General features: G+C 68.1%; 21 protein-coding genes, 5 pseudogenes and 1 other annotated feature. Of the genes and pseudogenes, 11 read left to right on the top strand and 15 right to left on the bottom strand.

What is annotated here, in order from left to right:
• Positions 1 to 159: 159 nt before the first annotated feature.
• The gene (locus tag QQK49_RS02545) at positions 160 to 687 is read right to left on the bottom strand and encodes an NUDIX hydrolase (RefSeq protein ID WP_284302543.1); all 528 of its coding nucleotides are present in this window, start codon (positions 685 to 687) and stop codon (positions 160 to 162) included.
• A gap of 337 nt (positions 688 to 1,024) precedes the next feature.
• Between QQK49_RS02545 and QQK49_RS02540 the strand changes: the two genes are divergently transcribed.
• The 4 genes and pseudogenes from QQK49_RS02540 to QQK49_RS02525 form a co-directional block, all read left to right on the top strand.
• Entirely contained in the window at positions 1,025 to 1,216 is a 192-nt protein-coding gene (locus tag QQK49_RS02540; protein ID WP_284302542.1) for a hypothetical protein, read from the top strand.
• A 122-nt stretch (positions 1,217 to 1,338) separates the two neighbouring features.
• Positions 1,339 to 2,325: a 1,4-dihydroxy-2-naphthoyl-CoA synthase gene (locus tag QQK49_RS02535; RefSeq protein WP_284302541.1), complete on the top strand. Its 987-nt coding sequence runs from the start codon at positions 1,339 to 1,341 to the stop codon at positions 2,323 to 2,325.
• Positions 2,326 to 2,327: 2 nt separating this feature from the next.
• On the top strand, positions 2,328 to 3,461 hold the full coding sequence (locus tag QQK49_RS02530) for an acyltransferase family protein (RefSeq protein ID WP_284302540.1): 1,134 nt from the start codon (positions 2,328 to 2,330) through the stop codon (positions 3,459 to 3,461).
• Positions 3,462 to 3,782: 321 nt separating this feature from the next.
• A pseudogene (locus QQK49_RS02525) lies at positions 3,783 to 4,796 on the top strand (IS110 family RNA-guided transposase); the annotation flags it as partial.
• A gap of 203 nt (positions 4,797 to 4,999) precedes the next feature.
• Here QQK49_RS02525 and QQK49_RS02520 read toward each other — a convergent pair.
• Positions 5,000 to 5,740 (bottom strand): SDR family NAD(P)-dependent oxidoreductase, encoded by a 741-nt coding sequence (locus QQK49_RS02520; RefSeq protein ID WP_284302539.1) that lies wholly within the window; start codon positions 5,738 to 5,740, stop codon positions 5,000 to 5,002.
• Between the two features lie 29 nt (positions 5,741 to 5,769).
• Between QQK49_RS02520 and menE the strand changes: the two genes are divergently transcribed.
• The 3 genes from menE to QQK49_RS02505 are packed head-to-tail and all read left to right on the top strand — an operon-like array spanning position 5,770 to position 8,172.
• On the top strand, positions 5,770 to 7,008 hold the full coding sequence (gene menE / locus QQK49_RS02515; protein ID WP_284302538.1) for an o-succinylbenzoate--CoA ligase: 1,239 nt from the start codon (positions 5,770 to 5,772) through the stop codon (positions 7,006 to 7,008).
• Between the two features lie 3 nt (positions 7,009 to 7,011).
• Complete coding sequence (locus QQK49_RS02510) at positions 7,012 to 7,287, top strand: PLD nuclease N-terminal domain-containing protein (RefSeq protein WP_284302537.1); 276 nt, start codon at positions 7,012 to 7,014, stop codon at positions 7,285 to 7,287.
• A gap of 3 nt (positions 7,288 to 7,290) precedes the next feature.
• On the top strand, positions 7,291 to 8,172 hold the full coding sequence (locus QQK49_RS02505; protein WP_284302536.1) for a 1,4-dihydroxy-2-naphthoate polyprenyltransferase: 882 nt from the start codon (positions 7,291 to 7,293) through the stop codon (positions 8,170 to 8,172).
• Between the two features lie 380 nt (positions 8,173 to 8,552).
• Here the strand turns inward: QQK49_RS02505 and QQK49_RS02500 are convergent.
• The 6 genes and pseudogenes from QQK49_RS02500 to QQK49_RS02475 all read right to left on the bottom strand — a co-directional run.
• Positions 8,553 to 9,154, bottom strand: a pseudogene (locus QQK49_RS02500) (cadmium resistance transporter).
• A complete protein-coding gene (cmtR, locus tag QQK49_RS02495) occupies positions 9,151 to 9,510 on the bottom strand; it encodes a Cd(II)/Pb(II)-sensing metalloregulatory transcriptional regulator CmtR (protein ID WP_006590980.1) in 360 nt (119 codons plus the stop codon). Before cmtR ends, QQK49_RS02500 begins: the two are co-directional and overlap by 4 nt.
• Before the next feature lie 157 nt (positions 9,511 to 9,667).
• Entirely contained in the window at positions 9,668 to 10,477 is an 810-nt protein-coding gene (locus QQK49_RS02490) for an AAA family ATPase (RefSeq protein ID WP_094364516.1), read from the bottom strand.
• A gap of 2 nt (positions 10,478 to 10,479) precedes the next feature.
• Positions 10,480 to 11,340 carry a Mu transposase C-terminal domain-containing protein gene (locus tag QQK49_RS02485; protein WP_284302535.1) on the bottom strand — a complete coding sequence of 287 codons (861 nt, stop codon included), beginning with the start codon at positions 11,338 to 11,340 and terminating at the stop codon, positions 10,480 to 10,482.
• 8 nt (positions 11,341 to 11,348) lie between these two features.
• Complete coding sequence (locus QQK49_RS02480) at positions 11,349 to 11,522, bottom strand: hypothetical protein (protein WP_284302534.1); 174 nt, start codon at positions 11,520 to 11,522, stop codon at positions 11,349 to 11,351.
• Positions 11,523 to 11,764: 242 nt separating this feature from the next.
• Positions 11,765 to 12,196 (bottom strand): annotated as a pseudogene (locus QQK49_RS02475) (integrase core domain-containing protein); the annotation flags it as partial.
• Between the two features lie 148 nt (positions 12,197 to 12,344).
• Between QQK49_RS02475 and QQK49_RS02470 the strand changes: the two are divergent.
• Positions 12,345 to 12,647: pseudogene (locus QQK49_RS02470) on the top strand (transposase); the annotation flags it as partial.
• Between the two features lie 34 nt (positions 12,648 to 12,681).
• On the opposite strand, the gene QQK49_RS02465 reads toward QQK49_RS02470, so the two are convergent.
• Positions 12,682 to 13,943, bottom strand: a protein-coding gene (locus QQK49_RS02465) for an IS3 family transposase (protein ID WP_094449642.1) whose coding sequence is annotated in 2 segments (ribosomal slippage) — positions 12,682 to 13,592 and positions 13,592 to 13,943 — 1,263 coding nt in all. Because the reading frame shifts where the segments join, the coding sequence is not laid out codon by codon here.
• Between the two features lie 44 nt (positions 13,944 to 13,987).
• Here QQK49_RS02465 and QQK49_RS02460 point away from each other — a divergent pair.
• The gene (locus QQK49_RS02460; protein ID WP_284302532.1) at positions 13,988 to 14,989 is read left to right on the top strand and encodes an IS256 family transposase; all 1,002 of its coding nucleotides are present in this window, start codon (positions 13,988 to 13,990) and stop codon (positions 14,987 to 14,989) included.
• A gap of 173 nt (positions 14,990 to 15,162) precedes the next feature.
• Here QQK49_RS02460 and QQK49_RS02455 read toward each other — a convergent pair whose 3' ends face one another.
• From QQK49_RS02455 to merA, 6 genes and pseudogenes are all read right to left on the bottom strand, one after another.
• Positions 15,163 to 16,389, bottom strand: a complete 1,227-nt coding sequence (locus tag QQK49_RS02455) for an IS110 family RNA-guided transposase (protein ID WP_284302531.1) — start codon at positions 16,387 to 16,389, stop codon at positions 15,163 to 15,165.
• Positions 16,390 to 16,683: 294 nt separating this feature from the next.
• The gene (locus tag QQK49_RS02450) at positions 16,684 to 16,917 is read right to left on the bottom strand and encodes an IS3 family transposase (RefSeq protein ID WP_284302530.1); all 234 of its coding nucleotides are present in this window, start codon (positions 16,915 to 16,917) and stop codon (positions 16,684 to 16,686) included.
• Positions 16,918 to 17,019: 102 nt separating this feature from the next.
• Positions 17,020 to 17,151: a sequence feature (AL1L pseudoknot), on the bottom strand.
• Positions 17,115 to 17,435, bottom strand: a complete 321-nt coding sequence (locus tag QQK49_RS02445; RefSeq protein WP_284302529.1) for a transposase — start codon at positions 17,433 to 17,435, stop codon at positions 17,115 to 17,117. It overlaps the preceding feature by 37 nt.
• Before the next feature lie 53 nt (positions 17,436 to 17,488).
• Positions 17,489 to 17,599: pseudogene (locus tag QQK49_RS22535) on the bottom strand (hypothetical protein); the annotation flags it as partial.
• A gap of 1 nt (position 17,600) precedes the next feature.
• Entirely contained in the window at positions 17,601 to 18,203 is a 603-nt protein-coding gene (locus QQK49_RS02440; RefSeq protein ID WP_094364518.1) for a recombinase family protein, read from the bottom strand.
• 220 nt (positions 18,204 to 18,423) lie between these two features.
• Complete coding sequence (merA, locus tag QQK49_RS02435; RefSeq protein WP_017838447.1) at positions 18,424 to 19,824, bottom strand: mercury(II) reductase; 1,401 nt, start codon at positions 19,822 to 19,824, stop codon at positions 18,424 to 18,426.
• A 105-nt stretch (positions 19,825 to 19,929) separates the two neighbouring features.
• On the opposite strand from merA, the gene QQK49_RS02430 reads away from it, so the two are divergent.
• Positions 19,930 to 20,319, top strand: a complete 390-nt coding sequence (locus tag QQK49_RS02430) for a heavy metal-responsive transcriptional regulator (RefSeq protein ID WP_007928756.1) — start codon at positions 19,930 to 19,932, stop codon at positions 20,317 to 20,319.
• A 34-nt stretch (positions 20,320 to 20,353) separates the two neighbouring features.
• A complete protein-coding gene (locus tag QQK49_RS02425) occupies positions 20,354 to 20,695 on the top strand; it encodes a hypothetical protein (protein ID WP_284302525.1) in 342 nt (113 codons plus the stop codon).
• Positions 20,696 to 20,713 lie beyond the last annotated feature (18 nt).

Raw genomic sequence — 20,713 nt, 5'->3', positions numbered from 1 at the left:
GGCTCCTCCCGCACCGGATCCTCTCCGGCCACGTCGGCTTGCTCCGCCGCGCAACGGCCGCGCGGGGACCCTTCCCCTATCGGCCGACCCGGGATCGGTCGTAGTCGATTCGAGGCGGGGCGAGGGGAGTCCGGATCCCGGTGGCGTCGTGGGATCGCGTCAGGCTTCGCGCGCCTCCGGCGGGCCCAGGTACGGGCCGACCTCACCGGTGACGGCAGCCTGCACGAGCGCCGCGTGCGCGTCGGACAACGGCGGCAACGCGTCCGCGGGCCACCATCCGGCCTCGGTGGACTCGTCATCGCCCACCCGGGGCTCCCCGGACACCCACCGGCAGACGAACGCATGGTCGAGATAGGTCGAGACGTCACCGTTGGGGTAGGTGATCGGCCCCACGACCCGCACGTCGATCAGACGCTCGACCTCGATCCGCACGCACGTCTCCTCCTCGGCCTCACGCACGGCCGTGTCGGCGGGGTGTTCGCCCGGGTCGACGATGCCGCTCACCGGCGTGTAGGCGCCGTTGTCGCTGCGGCGCACGACGAGCACCGACGGCGGAGCAGCGGGGCCATCGGGGTCGGCGACGGCATCGGGGTCGTGCTTGAGGACGACGGCCGTCATCCCGGTGAGCCACAACGGCGCCGGGCCGACGTGGTCGCGCAACCAGGCGACGTGCTCGGGGATGGGCATGACTCCACCGTAGATCGCCGCCCCGGAGCGCTCGCTCCTGGGACGAGACCACCTCCACAGGCCAGACCGGCCCGGATCATCACGCCCGGACACCCGCACCCGGACCAGGGTTGACCAGGACGAAACGATCAACCGTTCGGGGCACTGGCGATCTGGATGTACCAGAAGGGCACCGACGAGCCGAGTGAGGACCTCGTGCGGACCTACATGTCGGCGACGTCCTCTTCGGATGATCGCGAGTCGAGCCAGGTCGTCTTGCCGTCGATCACCCGAGACGGCGCGGTGGATCTGAAGGCCATCGGCGGGGTCCGTCGTCGACCGCCCGTGGAGGTCACCCGTGTCGACGTCACGAGGTAGAGGGCGTCTGGACCCGATGCCGCCACCCGAGGGTGCCACCCTCACCGAGGCCGACGGCACCACCTACCCCCTGGCATGGCGCCCGTTCGACGACGCCGATGAGCCGCTCCCGCTGTACCCCTGCGACGCGCTCGCCACCATCCACCCCACCCGCCCGCGCCCCTCTGCCTGAGACAGTAGGTGAGGACGAAACAGCAGGTCCTGCGCGGCTGTTTCAGACATCTCTTGCTGTCTCAGGTGAGAAGGGGGCTCGCGGGGGACGGCGGTGTCGGGGCGAGTTTGTAGGCTGCGCTCATGAGTTCGGACTCCCTGCCCTCCCCCTCCCCGTTCGACCCGGCCGCCTGGGCGGAGGTCGAGGGGTTCGACTTCACCGACCTCACGTATCACCGCAGCGTGCTGCCCGGTCCCGTGCCGGGGCGGACGCTGGGCGCGGTCCGTATCGCGTTCGACCGGCCCGAGGTCCTCAACGCCTTTCGCCCCCACACCGTCGACGAGCTCTACCGGGCGCTCGACCACGCCCGCCGCTCCCCCGACGTCGGCGTCGTCCTGCTCACCGGCAACGGCCCCGGGCCGGAGGGCACGGGCGCGGCTGGCAAGTGGTCGTTCTGCTCCGGTGGCGACCAGCGCATCCGCGGCCGCTCGGGCTACCAGTACGCCTCCGCCCAGGCCGCCGAGTCCGGCGACGAGGGCAGCAGCAGCGTCGACGAGGCCCGCGTCAAGGCCGAAGGCGGACGCCTGCACATCCTCGAGGTGCAGCGGCTCATGCGCACCATGCCCAAGGTCGTCATCGCCGTCGTGCCCGGCTGGGCCGCCGGTGGCGGGCACTCCCTGCACGTCGTCTCCGACCTGACGATCGCGAGCCGGCAGCACGCCCGCTTCAAGCAGACCGACGCCGACGTCGGCAGCTTCGACGCCGGGTACGGCAGCGCCTACCTGGCCCGCATGGTCGGGCAGAAGTTCGCCCGCGAGATCTTCTTCCTCGGCCGCACCTACACGGCCGAGGACATGCACCGCATGGGCGCCGTCAACATCGTCGCCGACCACGCCGACCTCGAGACCGAGGCCATTCAGGTCGCCCGCGAGATCATGGGCAAGTCTCCCCAGGCCCAGCGCATGCTCAAGTTCGCGTTCAACCTCGTCGACGACGGGCTCATGGGCCAGCAGGTGTTCGCCGGTGAGGCCACCCGCCTGGCGTACATGACCGACGAGGCCGTCGAGGGCCGCGACCAGTTCCTCGAGAAGCGTGACCCCGACTGGTCGCCGTTCCCCTGGTACTTCTGAGCATGTCCTTCGGACGACTGCCCCGACGCGGCTCCCACAGCGACGGAGGGCGTCTAGCATGGCTGGACGCCGCGCGCGCCCTCGCCATCGTCGGCGTCGTCCTCCTGCACGTCAGCATCGGGCACTTCTACGGCCTCCCCCACGCCGACGACTGGGTCCTGCCGCGGTGGGACCGCATCAATCAGGTCGTCGCCGTGGTGCGGATGCCGTTGCTCTTCGTCGTGTCCGGCATGCTCGCCGCCGGCAAGATCCGGCGCGGGTTCACCCGCGGCAACGCGATCCTGTCGGCCGTCACCAACTACTACCTGTATCTGGTCTGGCTCGCGGTGTACGGCGTGCTCTTCCTCGCCTCCGGCCCGATCGTCGTGCCCTTCCAGCCTGCCCGGGTCCAGGACTTCTTCATCCAGATCCTCCAGCCGCGCACGCCGCTGTGGTTCGTGTTCGCCCTCGCGGTGTACATGGTGTTGTTCACCGCGTTGCGCAGGGTGCCGCGAGGGATCGTGGCGGGGACCGCGTTCGCCCTCGGTGTCTGGGCGGCGATGACGTGGTCGGTGGAGTCACCACTGTGGACCCGGGCCATCCTCTACGTCTTCTACTTCGTGGCCGGGGTGTACGGACGCGCGCTGCTCATCGGGGTGGCGAGCAAGGTGTGGGTCCTGCCCGTCACCGCGGTCCTCGCGCTGGTCACGTTCTGGATGCTCACCTTGAGGACCTTGATGACGCCGGCGCCGCTGTCGCTGCAGAACGCGCTGACCATCCAGGTCCTCCAGCTCTCCGCGACCGTCCTGGCGATCGCGCTGTCGGCGCAGTTGTGCCGGCTGCGCCCCTGGGCGAGGGCCGGGTCGTGGATCGGTCGGCGCACGCTGGGGATCTACGTCATGCACGTGCCGGTCATCGTCGCCTGGCACTTCGCCGTCGAACTCGGACCGCTGGCGCTCGTGAAACAGCTCACCGCCGGGTCGTTGTGGTTCGACCTGCTGTACCCCCTGCTGCTGACGGCCCTGGTCATCGTCGTCTGCGTCTGGCTGGAGAACACCCTCGGGGCCCTGCGCCTCGGCCACCTGTTCCGCCTGCCGAGCCGCTACCGCCGTGCGCTGTACCGCCGCGCCGACGGTCGCCGACTCCCCCGGGACTGACTGCGCGCACCAGAGCGCGCGCCCGGGGCGCCCAGAACGCCATCCGACCCTTTGGCCGCACGCGGAAATGCCGAGACCGCCGGCTATTGCCGGCTACTAGTTCTATTGACCTCAGGATCGGTGCCTGGCCAGGCTCGGTCTAGGTGGTCGGGGTAGTCGCTCTTTTCCGGCTGTCCATCCTGGTGGTGTGACTCTCGACCGGCTTGCGCTGCTCCGGCCACCGACATGGTCGGGAGAGGCTGAAGAAGGGATTGCTCTGCTGGTAGTAGCGGTGCCCTCCGGACCGACACCACCGATGTCGAGGATGTCAGGAGGCAGCTGATGAACGAGCAGGCACCGGGTCCGGTCGTGATCGGGATGGACCCGCACAAGCGCACCGTCACGATCGAGGTGATGACCCCCAAGGAGCAGATCCTCGGACACGGACAGTTCACCACCGACGAGGACGGCTTCGCCGCGATGCTGGAGTACGTCAGGCGTTGGCCCCAACGGAGGTGGGCGGTCGAGGGCTGTGAGGGCATCGGTCGACATGTCGTGGCCAGGTTGTTGCCGCTGGGCGAGCAGGTCGTGGACGTGCCGGCCAAGCTGTCCGCCCGGATGCGGATCTTCGCCACCGGCCAGGGCCGCAAGACCGATGACACTGACGCCCACTCCATCGCCCTGGTCGGGGCCCGGATCGCGGGGTTGCAGTCGGTGGCCCACGACGAGCAGCTGGAAGTCCTGCGGCTGCTGGTCGACCGGCGCCGCCGGATCGGGGAAGAACACGTCCGCAAGGTCTGCCAGCTGCACGCCCTGCTGCTGGAGATCGTCCCTGGTGGGGCCAAGAAAGACCTGTCCGCCGCCCGCGCCCGCACGATCCTGACCGGCGTGCGACCCAAGGACGCCCTGGGCAAGACCCGCAAACGGGTCGCCCTGGAACTGGTGGTCGACCTGGAACGGATCCACGCCCGCAAGAAGAGCGCGGACAAGGAACTCATCGAGCTCCTCAAGAGCACCGGGACCGCCCTGCTCAGGTTGCACGGCATCGGACCCACCGGCGCCGCCCGGCTGCTGGTCGAGATCGGTGACATCACCCGGTTCCCCAGCAAGGCCCACTTCGCGTCCTGGAACGGTACCGCCCCGATCGACGCCTCCTCCGGTGACAACACCCGCCACCGCCTTTCCCGCGGCGGGAACCGACAGATCAACCACGTGCTGCACATCATGGCCATCGTCCAGCTGCGCACCCCCACAACCCAAGGACGGGCCTACTACGACCGGAAAATCGCCGCCGGCAAACGCCCCAGCGAAGCAATGCGCTGCCTGAAACGACGCCTATCCGACATCCTCTACCGCACCATGCTCAACGACGTCCTCACCACACAAAGGACGGGCCCAGGAGGACACCGGGGCGCGTCACTGTCATCCAGCGCGGCCGGCTCACAGCCCCACACCGACACTTCGGATCAGTCACTTCCTGGACCCGTCACCACCCAGAATACGACCCCCTCAAGACCCCCGCTTGACACAGAAGGGTGCCGGTCTCGGCGATTCTGGCCTCAGGAGGTGCGGGCCATCTTGTGTGGTGCGGCCTGTGCCACCGGCTTGACCGTGAGGCGGTCGATGTTGACGTGCGCCGGCAGGGAGACGACCCAGCGGATGCACTCCGCCACGTCCTCCTCGGTCAAGGGATTCTCGACACCCTCGTAGACCGCCGCCGCTTTCTCCTCGTCACCGTCGAACCGCACGAGGGAGAACCCCTCGGACTCCACCAGGCCGGGAGCGATGTCGCACACGCGGATCGGTTCGCCGTTGAGCTCCAGACGCAGTGCGTCGGAGGCGTACCGCTCGGCCGCCTTGACGCCGCAGTACCCGGCGCCCTTCTCGTACGCCCCGTCGGCCGCGATGGAGGTGACCGTGACGATCGACCCGCCACCACCCGCACGCAGCGCCGGCATCAACGCCTTGGTCACGGCGACCATGCCGATGACGTTCGTCTCGTACATCTGACGCCACTTGTCGAGCGCGGCGTCCGCGACGGGCTCGAGGCCGAGCGCGCCACCGGCGTTGTTGACGACGACCGCGACGTCGTCCCCGGCGGCCGCTGCCAGACGAGCGACGTCCTCCTCGTTCGTGACGTCACAGGTCACCGCGACTCCACCGAACTCCTCGGCGATCCCGGCGAGCTTGTCACCCCGCCGCGCCGCGAGCACCACGCGGTATCCGTCGGCGGCGAGGGCCCGCGCCGTGGCCTTGCCGATCCCACTACTGGCTCCGGTCACCACTGCTGTTCTCGTCATGAGACCCAACCTAACGCTAGGTTTCAGCGGTGAAGCCCGTACCCCTGCCCCTTCCGGCCGACCCCACGTCGGACCCGGCGCTGCTCGATCGGTTGGCCGACGCCATCGCGGGCAGAGGGCCTCTCCTCCTCCCCCAGGAACCGTCGCCCTCGGATCCCACCGCCGCCCCGACGGGTACCGGCCACGGCCCCGACGAGCCCGACCTCGACCACATCGACCCCGACGTCCTCCCCTCCGGCGGCGGGATCGCGGTCGGCACGTCCGGATCGACGGGAGCCTCCAAGCGGGCCGTCCTCGACGCCTCCGCGCTCACGGCCTCGGCCGATGCGACCCATGCGCGGCTGGGTGGTCCCGGTCAGTGGCTGCTCGCCCTCCCCGCCCACCACATCGCCGGGTTGCAGGTGCTCCTGCGTTCGCTGCGCGCCGGCGCCCGGCCCGCGGTCGTGCCCCCGGGGTCGTTCACCCCGGCCGGGTTCGTCGCCGGGGTCGACTCGATGACGGGCATGCGCCGCTACACCTCCCTCGTGCCCACCCAGCTCCAGCGACTCCTGCTCGACGAGGACGCCGTCGCCGCGGCCCGCGGTCTCGACGGGGTGCTCGTCGGCGGATCCTCGATGCCCCCGGTGCTCCTGCGACGGGCCCGTGAGGCCGGGATCCCGGTCGTCGTCACCTACGGGATGAGCGAGACCGCCGGCGGATGCGTCTACGACGGGACGCCCCTGGACGGGGTCCACCTGCGCATCCAGCAGGGCCGGATCCACCTCGCCGGAGCCGTCGTCGCCCGCGGCTACCTCGTGCGCCGACCGGCGGGCGAGGACCCGTTCCTCGAGCACGGCGGGCTGCGCTGGTTCCGCACCGACGACATGGGCCGGTTGGACGAGGAAGGCCTGCTCGTCGTCGACGGCCGGGTCGACGACGTCATCATCAGCGGCGGTCTCAAGGTCTGGCCCACCGAGGTCGAGCGGGCCCTGGCCGGTTTCGTCCCCGACGGCTGCGACCTCGCCGTGGTCGGCCTGCCGGACCCGGAGTGGGGCCAGCGCGTCGCGGTGGCCGTGGAGTGCACGCACGGGTCGTCGGCCGACCTGCTCACCGACCTCCTCGACCACGCCCGCGACGTCCTGCCGCCGCACGCACGCCCTCGCCTGGCCCGCGTCGTGCGTGCCCTGCCACGGCGCGGACCCGGCAAGCCCGATCGGGCCCGGCTCGCCTCGCTCCTCATGGATCCGGGATGGGAGAATGGGGTGTCCACCCCTGAACAGGAAGGCTGACCGTTGCTCCGCGTCATCGCCGCCGTCGCTCTACTGGCGTTCACGATCTACACGGTCATCGACTGCGTCCAGACCGAGGACGACAAGGTCAAGGGGCTGCCCAAGATCGCCTGGGTGTTCGTCATCCTGCTGTTCCCCCTCGTGGGCGGCGGTGCCTGGTGGATCGCGGGGCGCCCCGCCGGTCTCCCCGGCCTCGGCGGTGGATCCCCGCAGGACCGCCCGCGACGGCGCGGTCCGCTCGGGCCCGACGACGACCCCGACTTCCTCGGGCGGCTCTGACCCGTGGCGACGCTCTCCCAGTGGGTCGACGGGGCCCGCCCCCGCACCCTGCCCGCAGCCCTCGCACCGGTGCTGCTCGGCACCGCCTGCGCGTTCGCGATCGACGCCGGCCACCTCGGGCGCGCGCTCCTCGCGCTGCTCGTGGCACTCGCGCTGCAGGTCGGCGTCAACTACGCCAACGACTACTCCGACGGCATCCGGGGCACCGACGACCGTCGCTCGGGTCCGGCCCGACTGGTCGGGGGCGGTCACGCACGACCACAGCAGGTCAAGATCGCCGCGTTCGCCGCGTTCGGGGTCGGTGCACTCGCCGGCCTGGCACTGGTGATCTGGTCGGGGGCGTGGTGGATGCTGGCCGTGGGTGCCGCCGCCATCGTCGCCGCCTGGTACTACACGGGCGGCTCCCACCCGTACGGGTACCTCGGCCTGGGTGAGGTCTTCGTCTTCGTGTTCTTCGGGCTCGTGGCCACCCTCGGCACCACCTACACCCAGGCCGCGAGCACGACTCTCGCCTCGTGGTCGGCGGCGACGGGTGTCGGTGCGCTGTCGTGCGCCATCCTCATGGCCAACAACATCCGCGACATCCCCACCGACGGGCCCGCCGGCAAGAAGACCCTCGCCGTCCGCCTCGGCGAGCGCCGGGCCCGCCTCGCCTACGTCGCGCTCGTGGTCGCGGCGTTCCTCGCCTGCCTGGTCGCCGCCGTCCAGCACCCGGGAGCCCTCCTCGGACTCGCGGCGATCCCCCTGGCCGTCAACCCCTGCCGCGCCGTGCTGCAGCGCGTCACCGGGCTCGCCCTCATCCCCGTGCTCGGAGCGACCGGCCGCCTCACCCTCGTGTACGCCGTCGTCCTCGGCCTGGGAGTCGTGCTCGTCCGCCACTGGTGAGGGACGAACCCACCTTCCAGCAGTCCCGACTCTGTGTCGCACATCATGTCGACCAGAAGTTACCGGCGAGGAAACATCTGTCGATTCGGAGTGTGACGGCCCCTGTCAGGGCCTCAGCACACTGCCCGAGGGGACGCGGGTAGATCCGTTGCCCACCCCGTCTCATGGAGACACCCATGTCCGCATCGACCTTTTCTCCTGCCCCGGCCACCGTGGCGATCACCTCCGCCTGTGGCTTCGTTCGCTTGGTGGCGGGGTTTTTGCAGCGCTCCGTGGCGGTCTTGTTGCCGCGATCACGCAGGACTGGCTGCAGGTAGGTGTCGCGGTCTGAACCGAGAGGGGTGCGCCCGGTCGGGGCCGTTTGGATCGCTGCCGCTACGTCAGAGTCCGAAGGCTCCGCCGCTGACGAGGATCACGATGCCGAGGCCGATGAGAACGATGGGGAAGAGGATGTGCTCCCAGCGTTCGAGCACTTCGGCGATCGGGGGCGGGTGGCGACGAACTTTGCCAGGGCCACCAGGACCGCGACGAGCGCGAGGAAGACGATGCAGTAGGCGACTACTGCGAGAGGTTCCACGCTGAGGAAGACAGGGGTGTAGACGCCGATGTTGTCGCCGCCGTTGGCAAGGGTGACGCCTGCGACGGTCCACACGCCGACCTTCTTGCCGGCAACCTTGGCCTCGTCGTCATCGTCGTCATCGTCTCCGCGCCAGGCCTGCCATGCGGCCCAGAGGCCGAGGCCCAGAGGGATGAGACCGAAGTACGGGATGGCTGCCGAGGGCAGGAATGCTCCGGCACCGATAGTCACCAGGACCGCGGCACCGAGGATGCCGGCGAATCCGAGGTACTGGCCGGCCAGAATGCGGGCGGTAGTGCCGCGCTGGCCTGCCCCTCGCGCGAAGAAGAGGGAGAGCACGATGATGTCGTCGATGTTGGTCGCTGCGAACAGGCCCATCGCCTGCAAGACCGAGGTGAGGATCATGCGCCCTCCCCAGCTGCGTCGCATCCGGGAAGCGAGCAGGCGGGATCGATGCACGGGGCGTCTTCGTCCACTGCCAGGGTGGCATCGACCAGTGCCGTCAGCGCCTGCGCCAGGTGCGAATCGGCGATCTCATATCGTGTCCGACGACCCTCGGGCTCGGAGACGACGATCCCGCAATCGCGCAGGCATGCCAGGTGGTTGGACACGTTCGGGCGTGTCAGGTCCAGATCTCGGGCCAGTTCCGCCGGGTAAGCGGGATGGTCGAGCAGGGTCAAGATGATCCGGGATCGAGTGGGGTCGGCCAGTGCACGACCCAGGCGGTTCATCACGTCGAGACGCGAAGCAATAGTCAGCATGGACTGAACTATACAGCGCGCACTGAACACTCGGTCACAGGCGTCAGCCCAGATCGCATGCCCGTAAGGGGAACCCTCACCGGACACCACCGCTACTTATCGAGAGGAATGTGGGTTTGAGTGCTTTGCGGCGGTTTTCTGTGATCGCTTGGGGGCGTTAGTTTCCGATCACGAGGATGCTGGCGGCGGATTCTATGACGTCGTCGGTGATGGTCTCGAGTTGGTTGATCTTGAGCACTCGGGCGATCTGAGGGAAGAGGCGTTCGAGGAGGCGGAAGTTGCCCCGGGTGATGCGTTCGATCGCGGCGATCGCTTGAGCGTCGGTGAAGTCGTCTGGGTCAAGAGTGCGGCCGAGGCGTTTCCAATGGCGATCGAGGACGAAGAGCAGTTCCTCGCGTCCTAGTGCCCGGTATCGGTGTGAAAATCCGAGGCGGCTGTAGAGCTGAGGGTAGTGGCGAAACCGCTGGTCAATGCCAGGCATGCCGATGAGGATGATCGCCAGGTCGTAGCGGTCGTGTTCATCACGGAGGAGTTCGAGTGCGGTCGGGGCCAGTCGTTCGGCTTCATCGATGATGAGCAGCTCGACCCACTTGTTGGTGTGACCTGAGCGGGCGCCGGTGACTTTGCCGATGTTGCGCTGGTGTTCGTCGATGCAGATGCCGAGCTTTGTCTGCAGGTGCGCGATCTCGTGCATGAGGATTTTGGGCCTGGGGAGCACCTCGGGGGTGTAGAACACGGTCCGGCACCGGTTCGCAGTTGCATAAAGCTTGGCGTCGTCTTCGGTGCGCGGCCCCCATTCGGTGATGAACGGTTCCACGGTGTCCCAGTGGGCGTATCGGCGTGCCGATTGGGTCTTGCCGATGCCGGCGTCGCCGTGACAGATGCCGATGGTGCGTTCCTTGCGTACCGCGGTGGCGAATTCGGTGAACCGGCGATGTTCCTTGGTGATGATGAAGTCCTTGGCCATCCTTAGTCCTCTTCGTAGGTGCGCAGCTTGGTTGGCCGCGCTCCGGGGGCGGCGGTGCGCGGTTCGGCCCGATCGGCGATACGCGGGATGCGGTCGTTGATGTCTTTGCGCAGTTGGCGCCGGCGGGCTCGGCGTGCGGTCTCGACTTCTTGCAGGCTTACCCGTTGGTTCGGGTGCGCCTCATCGATGGCCACGCAGAGGAAGGTGTCGCGGTCGTATACGCGAACCTCGGAGATGTCACGCGGGTCGTAGCGGATCGTCACCGGGCGGCCAACGAACGGTGCCAGAGTTGGCGCGAGGTAGCGCCGGCCTTGGAAGTGGATGCCGTCACGCTGCACGGTGCGGTGCTTGGGCACCGTCAGCAGCAGTCCGTCGAGTTCATCGAGGGATTCGGGCATGCGTGGCAACCACCCGTCACCGATCCACGCCTTCTTCGGGCTCGTCCCGATCTCCCGGTGGGTCCGCTCGTTGTAGGTGGCGATGAAACCGGCGATCGCCTGATCGAGCGCAGGTAGATCCAGTGATGGAGGTGTCTTGGCCCCTGGTGCCAGATGTCCGGGCAGGGTGGCCAGGAGCTCGGTGTTGACTGTGCCGAAGAACCGCTCGATCTTGCCTCGGCCTTGCGGGCGACCGACGGTGGAGAAGATGAGGCGGATTTTCAGTGAGACCGCGGTGTACTCGAGGTGGCGGCTGGTGAAGTCGCTGCCGTGATCGATATAGAGGACGTCGGGTAGTCCGCACATCGCCCAGGCCGGTTCGGTCTTGCGCCAGATCGCCTGTCGTAGCACCAGCGCGGTGTTCATCGCCGATGGCGCCCCGGTGAAGACCATGTACCCGCAGACCGCGCGGGAGTAGTCGTCCATCACCACCGTCAGCCAGGGCCGGTCGGGGTGCCGCTGGCGCCGGTGATGAGGATGTCGAGTTCGGTGTGATCGGCTTGCCACGTCACATTCGGCCGTTCGGCGCGATGGCGGAACACCAGTTCATAGCGGTCCCGATATGCTGCCGGCCCCTCCAGAGCAAGCGTCACCAGGGCCGGGTCCAAAGCGTGGACGATGGCGCGGACCGTGGCATAGCTCGGGGCCGCCAAACCCAAGCGACCCGCTTCGGCCGTGGTGAGCCGGTGCAATGCAGCGGTGCTCGGGCGTGGGCGGGTCAGCGCGAGGTGCTCGAGAAACGTGACCAGTTCCGCCGGAGTGCGTCGAGATCCCGTGTCGCGTCGTGGACGCGGCTCCAACGCCGCGATGCCGCCGGTCTTGTAAAGCTGGTGCCTGGATCGCCCCGGGTTCAGTGGAGAGCGGGTTGTGCCGGGCCGGCGGTTGGCGGCGCGGTGGTCAGTTCAGCGTAGTAGGTGCTCTCGTACTCGACGGGCGGGATGTCGCCGCAGTGTGAGTGCAGGCGGGTGTTGTTGTACCAGTCGACCCATTCGAGGGTGGCGAGCTCGACGGCGTCCAAGCCGCTCCACGGTCCACGACGCCAGATCAGCTCTTTCTTGTACAGCTTGTTGAGCGCTTCGGCGGCAGCATTGTCGTAGGAGTCACCGACGGATCCGACCGAGGCCTCGATGCCGGCTTCGGCGAGGCGTTCTGTGTAGCGAATCGAAACGTATTGGCATCCTTTGTCGGAATGGTGGATGAGTTGGGACATGTCTCGATGCTCGCGTGACCGAGTCCACAGCCCATGCTCGAGTGCGTCCAGGGCCAGGTCGGTGCGCAGCGATGGGGGGTGTCAGATGGTCTGTGTAAGCGAGGGGTCTCCCACCTGAAGGAGATTGACTATGGCTATGACCAAGCCGAAGAAGAGCGACGAGCCCGGGCAGGAGCCTGAAGCGCGTCAGTTGCGTCGTGAGTTCTTCGACGACGAGATGCTCGACAAGCTGATGGCCGCCACCGACGAGCGGGGCCTGTCGCTGACGGGTGAGGGCGGATTCCTGCCCGAGATGATCAAGGCAGTCCTCGAGCGGGGCATGCAGGCCGAGCTGACCGACCACCTCGGGTATGAGAAGGGAGACCCGGGTGGGAACGGCTCGGGCAACTCGCGCAACGGCACGACCCCGAAGACGGTCGGGACCGAGGTCGGGGACGTCGGCTTGGACCGGCCGAGGGATCGTAACTCCACCTTCGCGTCGTCGTTGGTGCCCAAGGGCGCAAGGCGTCTGGGTGGACTGGAGGGCCCTACCCCCGGATCTTGGACACGGGGTGTGATTACGCAGCCGTCGGCAGCGTAGCGGTGTTGCCGGTCTCGTAGAGGACCGGCGGGACGTAGCGGCACCACGAATGGCGTCGCTTGGTGTTGTAGCGGACGAGCCACCTGAAGACCTGCCGGCGGCAGACCAGTTCGTTGCTCCAGCAGGCGGCGTCTTGGAGAACCTCGCGCTTCATGGTGGCGTTGAACGACTCGGCCAACGCGTTGTCCGCGCTGGACCCGACGGCGCCCATGGACTGGGTGACGCCGAGCTTGCGACAGAGCTTGGCGTAGTCCTTCGAGCAGTAGACCGACCCGTGGTCGCTGTGAAATACGCTGCCCTTGAGGGTGCCCCGGGTTGCGGCGGCGGCCTTCAACGCGTCCTCGACGAGCTCGGTACGCATGTGGTCAGCGATGGCCCACCCGACAAGCCGACGGCTGTAGCAGTCGATCACGGTCGCCAGGTAGAGGTTCGTGCCGTCGGCGATCGGCAGATAGGTGATGTCGCCGACGTAGCGCAGCCCTGGCGCCGGGGCGGTGAAGTCGCGCTTGAGCAGGTCGGGGTACTTCTGGCCAGACGGTTCGGGGATCGTGGTCCGCACCCGCCGCTTCTTCACATAGCCCCGGATTCCTTGCAGCCGCATCACCCTGGCGACGCGCTTGTGGTTTACCCGCTCACCGGCAGGCGCGCTGTCGTTGAGCTCGGCGGTGATCCGTGGCGCACCCTGGGTGTTGTCCTCGGCATGGACAGCCCTGATCCGCTCTGCCAGCGCCGCGTCGTCAGCTGCCCTGGCTTCTCGGGCCGGGGCAGCCTTGAGCCATGCGTAGTAGGACGAGCGCTCGATCTCGACGAGCTCACACAGTCGCTTCACCTCGAAGGTGGCGGAGTTGTCGGCGACGAACTGGAAGCGACTCACCAGCCCGTCTCCCCAGCGAAATACTTGGCCGCCCGCTGGAGGATCTCCCGCTCGGTGGTCAGCTTCGTCGTCTCGACCTCGAGCTCGTTGACCCGGGCCTCGAGCCGGGCGATCTTCTGCTCAGGCGTCTCACCGGCGGGACCCGTAGGGCTTGTCGGCGACGGCTTGGACTGCAGTGGGCTGGAGGTCAATGTCCCGTCAGCGGCGGTCTTCTTGCCGGTCCCGTAGACCTCGAGCCAGTGCCGCAGCGTGCCGCGCACGATGCCGAGATCCTCGGCGATGCCGCGGACCGTGGCGCCCGGGGTGGACTCGTACAAGTCGACGGCCTGACGACGGAACTCCTCGGAGTAGTTCTTCCTGGCCATGATTCCTGGATCATCTCGCTTCCCCAGCAGGTGCTGGATTCAGCGTGTCCAAGAACCGGGGTCAAGCCCCGGAGGACATGATCATCTCGCTGTACGCGGGCGGGATGACCATCCGCGACATCCAGCATCATCTGGCTGCGACGCTGGGCACTGAGCTGTCCCACGAGACGATCAGCAACGTGACCGACGCCGTGGCCGAGGAGGTCACCGCGTGGCAGACGCGGCCGTTGGAGGCGTTCTACCCGGTGATCTACCTCGACGCGCTGGTGGTGAAGATCCGTGACGGCGCGCACGTGGCCAACCGGGCTGCGCACATCGCTGTCGGCGTGGACCTGGATGGCGTCAAGCACGTCTTGGGCATCTGGGTCCAAGCCGTCGAGGGCGCGAAGTTCTGGGCCTCGGTGTGCGCGGAGCTGGCCAACCGCGGCGTCAAGGACGTGCTGATCGTCTGCTGCGACGGTCTGACCGGCTTCCCCGAGGCGATCGAGGCGACCTGGACCCGCGCGATGGTCCAAACGTGCGTCGTGCACCTGATCCGGGCCTCGATGCGGTTCGTCTCCTACACCGACCGCAAGGCCGTCGCGGCGATGCTGCGTCCGATCTACACCGCCGCGAACGAGGACGCGGCGTTGATGGCGCTGACCGCGTTCGCCGACTCGAACCTGGGCAAGAAGTACCCCGCCGCCGTGGCCTCCTGGGAGAACGCATGGGAGCGGTTCACCCCGTTCCTGGCGTTCGGGCCGGCGTTGAGGAAGGTCATCTACACGACCAACTCGATCGAGTCGCTCAACTACCAGCTACGCAAGATCATCAAGAACCGCGGCCACTTCCCCAGCGACACGGCCGCGATCAAGCTGCTGTGGCTGGCCATCCGCAACATCGAGGACAAGCGGGCCCGTGAACGCGCCAAGGAAGCCGGCGCCCCCAGAGGAACTCCCCGCAAGGCGCCCGGCAAGCTCGTCGAGGGTTCCGTCATCCAAGGCTGGAAAGCCGCCCTGGGAGAGCTCGCCCTGATCTATCCCGACCGCATCAACCCCTACCTGTAACACCCCATGAGACCCAGGTCACTTACACAGACAACTTGACAGGCTCCAGCGATGTCGATACCCGCCAGCCGACTATCCGCCTGGAGAAAAGGTCCATCACGAAGGCAACATAAACGAAACCCGCCCAGGTCGAGACGTAGACATCCCACGCGAGTGAGGTGTCAACATCAGGCTCAGGCAGCCGCGGGCAGAGCGGCTCGTGGGTGCGCTGGCCAGGCGGTCGCGTCGTCCCATTCCTGCCCGTGGGTCAGGCACCACCAGAGCTTGCCGAGGAGCTTGTTCGCGAGGTTGCGCAGAGCGGCGTTGTGATGGTCGCCGGCGGCGCGGCGGGCGTCGTAGTGGGCTCGGGCTGCTGGCGAGCGGGTCAGGGTGGCGAAGGCCCACCAGTGGCAGGCGTCGCCCAGTCGCTTGTTCCGGACCTTGCGCGCCTTGACGTAGTGGGAGCGGCCGGAGGACCTGGTCACGGGTGCGGTGCCCGCGTAGCAGCGCAGCGCAGCAGCGGTGGGGAATCGGGTGGGGTCGTCGCCGATCTCGGCCAAGACGCGCGCGGCCAGGACTGGCCCCAGTCCTGGTGCGCTGGCCACGATCGCGGCCTGGGGGTGTTCGGCGAACGCTGCTGTCAGGGCGGCTTCGAGCTCGTCGACACCGGCGCTCATCGTCTTGGCCACAGCGATCAGCTGGGCGGCTGCTGTGCCGAGGGCAGCTTCGACGGCGGGTGGCTGGGCGAGGCCGTCTGCGTGTAGTGCCGTGAGGAGCTGGTCGACCAGGGGTGGGTCGTTGCGTCGGCCGCAGCGATGCAGCGCCGCGACGAGGCGTCGGCGGGTCAGCGTCCTGGCGCTGCTCGGGGTGGGGGCAAGGCCCAGGACCTCGATCGCGGCCTTGTGCTTGAGGTTCGGGAAGGCCAGGAGTGCTTGGGGGTAGTACTCCATCAGCAGCGATCGCAGCCGGTTGAGGACGTCGTGCCATGCCCAGATCGCTTCCTGGTGCTGGCGCGCCAACGCCTTCAGCGCCAGCCCTTGCTCGCTGATCGCGGGCATCGGGCGGTGCAGGTGACGGTCGGTGCGCAACACGTCGGCGAGCAGCGCGGCGTCGCGGGCGTCGGACTTTCGCCCGGACTGGGAGTGTCTCTCCCGGTAGCGGGCCACGGCGCGCGGGTTCAGCGGGTACACGGTGAACCCGGCAGCAACGAGCGCGACAACGAGCAGGTTCTTGTCGGTCTCGATGCCGACCGGGGTCTGCTCGGGCGTACCGCCGTGCTCGGCGATCAACGCGAGCAGCTCGGTGAAACCGGCGACGCCGGTGTCGATCCGGGTCTTGCCGACGACGGCGCCGGCCTCGTCCATGACAGCGACGTCGTGATGCCCCTCAGCCCAGTCGATGCCGACGGTGACAGGTGCCATCCACTTCTCCTCGTCCCTTCCACGCGGTCCGACGGTCGGACCGGTGATGAGCATCGGGACGAGCACGGCGACCTAATGGAAGCGCTCAATGGCGCGGCATCTCACAAGCCGATGATCTGGTCCCGGGCAACTGGCAGGGCCACCGTCTACGTTGAGAAACCTCGGCACGGCCGAGCCTTGGTGAAGCACAGGTGAGTGGACACCCGCCAGCAGCTCACCACCAGCATCGACCCTATGGGTCAGTGAAATCTCAGTGGCCCCTGCCAGGAGCCGCCACCCCGGGTGGCTCCACCATTAGGTGATGTCGGCGACCCATCGCCGATCCGGGGCCGGGGCGGTGAAGTCCCGCTCCAGGCGGTCACCCGGGCTCGCCTGCGCCGGATCTGACCTGGTGGTCCTGGCGGTGCGGGAGTTCGGGACTCCAGCCAAGCCCAGGACCCGCATCCGCCGCTCGACGGTGCACCGCGCGATCGGCGCCTGCGGCCAGGCCCGGTTGTACGCCTTCCACAGCTTCCTCACTCCGTACACGCCGAGATTATCCGCGTGGAGAACCTGTAACCGTTCATCGATCTGGGCATCCATGACCGACCGCGCCGACGCCGGACGGGTCTTGCGGGCGTAATATCCGCTCGGGGCGATCTGGACGCCGGACTCGGTGAGTTCGCGGCAGATCGGCTCGACCCCGTGTTCATCGCGGTACGCGTCGATGAAGCCATCAATATCAGTCAGCGGCGGTCGAGCTCCGCCTGAGCGAAATACGCACTCGCTTGTCGCAGAATCGTGTTCGCCCGGCGGAGTTCACGATTCTCTTTCTCCAAGTCGGCGATCCGGACCGCTTCCGCGCTGGTCACGCCCGGGACCTCCCCGGCATCGATGCGTTCGCGCTTGACCCAGTTCCGCAACGAGTCGCCATTGACTCCGAGCTGCTCACCGACCAAGCGACACGCTCGCGAGACCGGCAGGCCAGGCTCGTCCGCAAGACGATCCCGGACCAGCCGGATCGCCCGCTCACGCAGCTCCTCGGGGTACTTCCTTGGTGCAGGCATGACTCCATCCTCCTGGGGAGATCAAGCCCTCCACCCTTCCCGGGGCGATCCAGCCAGCGTTGCAGTGTCCGCAGCCCGGTGCCGGTGTCACGGGCCAGGGTCGTCAGCGAGATGCCGTCCTCGACGTGAAGCCGGAGGATTCGCCACCGCTGCGGCCCGTCCATGTCACACCTGCTGGGAGACCATGTCGCGGTCGCGGGCAGCCTGTTGGTGCCGGTACAGCGTGGCGCGAGACCATCCGACCAATCGGGCGGCTTCCTCGGCGGTGCGACCCTTGGCGCGGGCGTCCCGAGCGATGTCGAGTTTCTCCGCAATCACCGCCGGGTCAACAGGCGGCCGACCGAACCGGGTACCGCTCTGCTTCGCCGCAGCGATGCCGGCATTGACTCGCTCGGTGATCAGCTCGCGCTCGTACTCGGCCAGCGTGGCCAGCATGCCCAGCATTAACCGGCCGGAAGTGGTCTCCGGGTCGATGCCGTCCGAAAGCGACTTGATCTTTACGCCCTTGTCGCGCATCAGGTTCACGGTGTTGAGGACATCGATCAAGGATCGGCCGAGCCGGTCGATGCGCCACACCACGACCGTGTCGCCGGACTCGGCATAGTCCAACAGGCGCTTCATCCCCGGGCGTTCGATCGCGGTCCGGCTACCCGAGGTCACATCCGCGAACACATCCCGCTTCTGCACCCCGGAATCCACGAGTGCATCCAACTGCAACTGCGCGTCCTGACTCGCAGTGCTCACGCGGGTGTACCCCAAGAGCCTCATGACATGATTATGACTCACAAACCCCTACCGAGCACCACCCTGCGACAGTTCACGGTGAGACGACTTCGCGAGAGGCAGAAGGTGCCCATCGGCCCATGAAGCGGTCTCGGCGTCCGGTCCCCGCCTGGTGTCTCATAAGACTGTAGGTTTTTAAGGCACATTCACGGCGCCAGGCGGGCCGCCGCGGGAGCCCTCGTCCACCCCGCTGGGGCCGCGGGTTTCAGGCGCAGCATGACGTCGGCATCTGGTTTCGGAAGAGGCCGGCCACGATGCGCAGGCTTTCGCTCATGGTCAGGTACGGCGCCCAGGTGTCGGCCAGATCGTCGACGGTCATGCCGCTTTTGATGGCGTAGGTGGCCGCCAGCATGATCTCCCCGGCCCCGTCCGCCAGAGCGTGCACGCCCAGAACCTTGCCGCTCACGGCGTCGGCGACGAGCTTCACCGCCCCGCGGGTGTCGTGCTGGACGAGCGCCCGGGGGACATCGGACAGGTCCAGGACGCGGCAGTCGCACGCGTGCCCTCGGGTGAGGGCCTCGTCCTCGGTCAACCCCGCCGAGGCCAGCTGGGGCCGGGTGAACACGACCGCAGGAAAGCCGGCGTAGTCGACCCGAGCTGCCGGCGGGTACCTGTCCTCGGTCAGGGCGTTGAGCGCGGCGGCCCGACCGCCGGCGGCGGCGGCGTAGACGTACTGGGGAGCCCCCGAGACGTCACCGGCGGCCCAGACGCGCGGGTTGGAGGTGCGCTGGGTCTGGTCGACCACGACGAAGCCGCGCTCGTCCACGTCCACACCGGCAGCGGCCAGGTTCAGGCCGTCGGTGCGGGGCAGGCGTCCGGTGGCCACCAGGACCTGCGCGCCGCGCACCTGTTCGCCCGAGTCCGTGGTCACCACCACCTCTCCTGCGGGGCCTGGTTCGCGGGCCACAGTGGTCGCGCGCTCTTCGACCACGGTGATGCCGTCGTCGGTGAAGACTTCCCGAAGTCTCTGGGCCAGCTCCGGCTCGGCGTGCGGCGCCAGACGCCCGACCACAGAGACCCGGGTGCCGAGGTGAGCGAACAGCTGGGCCTGCTCCATCCCGACGTACCCGCCACCGATAACGACCAGGGACTCAGGCAGCTCGGTCAGCTGCATCGCGGTGGTGGACGTCAGCCGGTCCACAGAGTCGAGACCGACCACCTCCGGGATGGCGGGGGTGGCACCGGTGGCGACCAGATAGGCCCGGGCCCGCAGCGCCTGGCCGTCGACGGCCAGGGTGTCCCCGTCCAGGAAGCTGGCCTGGCCTGGGCGGACCTGGAAGCCGTAGGCAGCGGCCACATCGGCGTACTTCGCATCACGCAGGCGCTCGATGAGTGCGTCCTTCTGGGCCACCAGATCGCCGAGGTTCACCGGTGCGGCTGACGTTGGGGCACCTTTGAAGGGATTGGTGAGCGCGGCGTGCCGGGCCCCGGCGGCCGCCAGGAGCGTCTTGGACGGCACGCAGCCGATGTTCACGCACGTCCCGCCCAGAACACCGCGCTCAACCAGCACGACGCTCTTACCGGCCTGGCTGGCCGCGATGGCGGCGGACATCGCCGCGCCTCCTGAGCCGATCACGGCCAGATCGACGTCGTAGTCCACACCCATTTGCCCACCTTCCTTCGCGTGACCCCTCTTCAGCGTCCATAGTGGACGTTCCAGCGCAGGGGAAGGTCAAGGCGAACATGGACGAGAGCCGAGAAAGGGGCCACTGTGCGCATCGGTGAGTTGGCCGTGGCCAGCGGCACCACAACCAAGACGCTGCGCTTCTACGAAGAAGCCGGCCTACTACCTGCGCCTGAGCGCACCGCCAACGGATACCGCGACTACACCCCTGCGGCCCTGGCGCGCCTGGACTTCGTTCGCCGCGGCCGCACCGCTGGGCTCACCCTGGCCCAGATTCGCGAGATCCTCGACATCCGCGACGCCGGAGTCGCACCCTGCCAGCACGTGCACGCCCTGCTCGAAGCCCACCTGGGCGACCTGGACCGCCAAATCGCCGACCTGCAAGCACTGCGACACACCGTCGCGCACCTTCACCACAGTGCCACCACCAGCGACCCCACCAAATGCGACACCACGACCGTCTGCCGCTATCTGTGACCAGACCGGTGCTCGCGTGTATCGCCATGAGCAGATGCCGCCACAGAGCGTCGACAGAACCCCGCCATATAACGGCGAAAGCCACACCTCCGCCCGCCTGGGCCTGGAGAACTACGGCGCGTTCTTCGGCGGCCCTGCCGTCCACGCCGCCACCTTCCTCGCCGGCATCGAGCAGGACCTCACCGGACACCCCCCGACGCGCATCGACGAACCGCATGAGCCCGCCTTCCCGCTGGACCCCGTGGGCATGGCCACCACCGGCGCCCACCTGACCGGGATGGGTGAGCTGGCCACGCTGGCGACCTTGACGGCGTTCGATCTCTGGGCGGAGTGCTGGCGCCAGGGCGCCGTGCTCACCGGCCCCGACCGGCACTGACCTCGCGCCGATCACCTC

Origin of the sequence: Mobilicoccus caccae (genome assembly GCF_030161635.1) — a bacterium.
Classification (GTDB): domain Bacteria; phylum Actinomycetota; class Actinomycetes; order Actinomycetales; family Dermatophilaceae; genus Mobilicoccus; species Mobilicoccus caccae.
This window is presented reverse-complemented; position numbering and strand designations above follow the sequence as displayed.

Excerpts from the sequence above, each read along its gene's own strand:
- QQK49_RS02545 (WP_284302543.1), bottom strand. The coding sequence starts at position 687 with ATGCCCATCCCCGAGCACGTCGCCTGGTTGCGCGACCACGTCGGCCCG.
- QQK49_RS02535 (WP_284302541.1), top strand. The coding sequence starts at position 1,339 with ATGAGTTCGGACTCCCTGCCCTCCCCCTCCCCGTTCGACCCGGCCGCC.
- QQK49_RS02530 (WP_284302540.1), top strand. The coding sequence starts at position 2,328 with ATGTCCTTCGGACGACTGCCCCGACGCGGCTCCCACAGCGACGGAGGG.
- QQK49_RS02520 (WP_284302539.1), bottom strand. The coding sequence starts at position 5,740 with ATGACGAGAACAGCAGTGGTGACCGGAGCCAGTAGTGGGATCGGCAAG.
- cmtR (WP_006590980.1), bottom strand. The coding sequence starts at position 9,510 with ATGCTGACTATTGCTTCGCGTCTCGACGTGATGAACCGCCTGGGTCGT.
- QQK49_RS02490 (WP_094364516.1), bottom strand. The coding sequence starts at position 10,477 with ATGGCCAAGGACTTCATCATCACCAAGGAACATCGCCGGTTCACCGAA.
- QQK49_RS02485 (WP_284302535.1), bottom strand. The coding sequence starts at position 11,340 with ATGGACGACTACTCCCGCGCGGTCTGCGGGTACATGGTCTTCACCGGG.
- QQK49_RS02455 (WP_284302531.1), bottom strand. The coding sequence starts at position 16,389 with ATGGCACCTGTCACCGTCGGCATCGACTGGGCTGAGGGGCATCACGAC.
- QQK49_RS02445 (WP_284302529.1), bottom strand. The coding sequence starts at position 17,435 with ATGCCTGCACCAAGGAAGTACCCCGAGGAGCTGCGTGAGCGGGCGATC.
- QQK49_RS02440 (WP_094364518.1), bottom strand. The coding sequence starts at position 18,203 with ATGAGGCTCTTGGGGTACACCCGCGTGAGCACTGCGAGTCAGGACGCG.
- merA (WP_017838447.1), bottom strand. The coding sequence starts at position 19,824 with ATGGGTGTGGACTACGACGTCGATCTGGCCGTGATCGGCTCAGGAGGC.
- QQK49_RS02425 (WP_284302525.1), top strand. The coding sequence starts at position 20,354 with ATGCCGCCACAGAGCGTCGACAGAACCCCGCCATATAACGGCGAAAGC.